This is a genomic window from Arhodomonas sp. KWT, from assembly GCF_010993615.1.
Window position 1 is genome coordinate 1 of sequence record NZ_WNXE01001124.1, and the last position, 523, is coordinate 523.

Genomic DNA, 523 nt, shown 5'->3' on the forward strand with positions numbered 1-523 from the left:
GCCTCCTCGGCCGCGAGGAAGGCGACGAGGGCGGCAACCTCCTCGGGGATACCGGTTCGGGCCAGGGGGTGGATCCGGCCAATATCCCGGCGGAACGCGTCCGGGTCTGGCGTGTTCTCGATGAAATCGACGTTCAGCTCGGTATCGATCCAGCCGGGAGCAACCGCGTTACAGCGAATGCCCTCCCCACCGTGATCCACGGCGACGGCCCGGGTCAGCCCGTGCAGCCCGGCCTTGGAGGCGGAATAGGCCGCGTGCCCCGGGTTGGAGCCCAGGCCCTCTAGTGAACCCGTGTTCACGATGCTGCCACGGGCCTCACGCAGGTGCGGCAATGCGGCGCGGATCGTCAGGAAGGGTGCGGTCAGGTTCACGGCAAGCGTGCGATGCCAGTCCATCACGCTCATCGCCTCGATCCCCGCCTCCTGCATAATGCCGACGTTGTTCACCAGGACGTCGAGTCGCCCGGCACGCCGAATCACCTCGTCGACGACCCGGCCGGGCCCCTCCGGGTCCGTGAAATCGG

General features: G+C 68.1%; 1 protein-coding gene. It reads right to left on the reverse strand.

All coding sequences use genetic code 11. From position 1 onward, the window contains the following. Nucleotides 1-479 (reverse strand): SDR family NAD(P)-dependent oxidoreductase (locus G7A99_RS24495; protein WP_240466416.1); only part of this gene is annotated, 479 nt, incomplete at its 3' end. Nucleotides 480-523 lie beyond the last annotated feature (44 nt).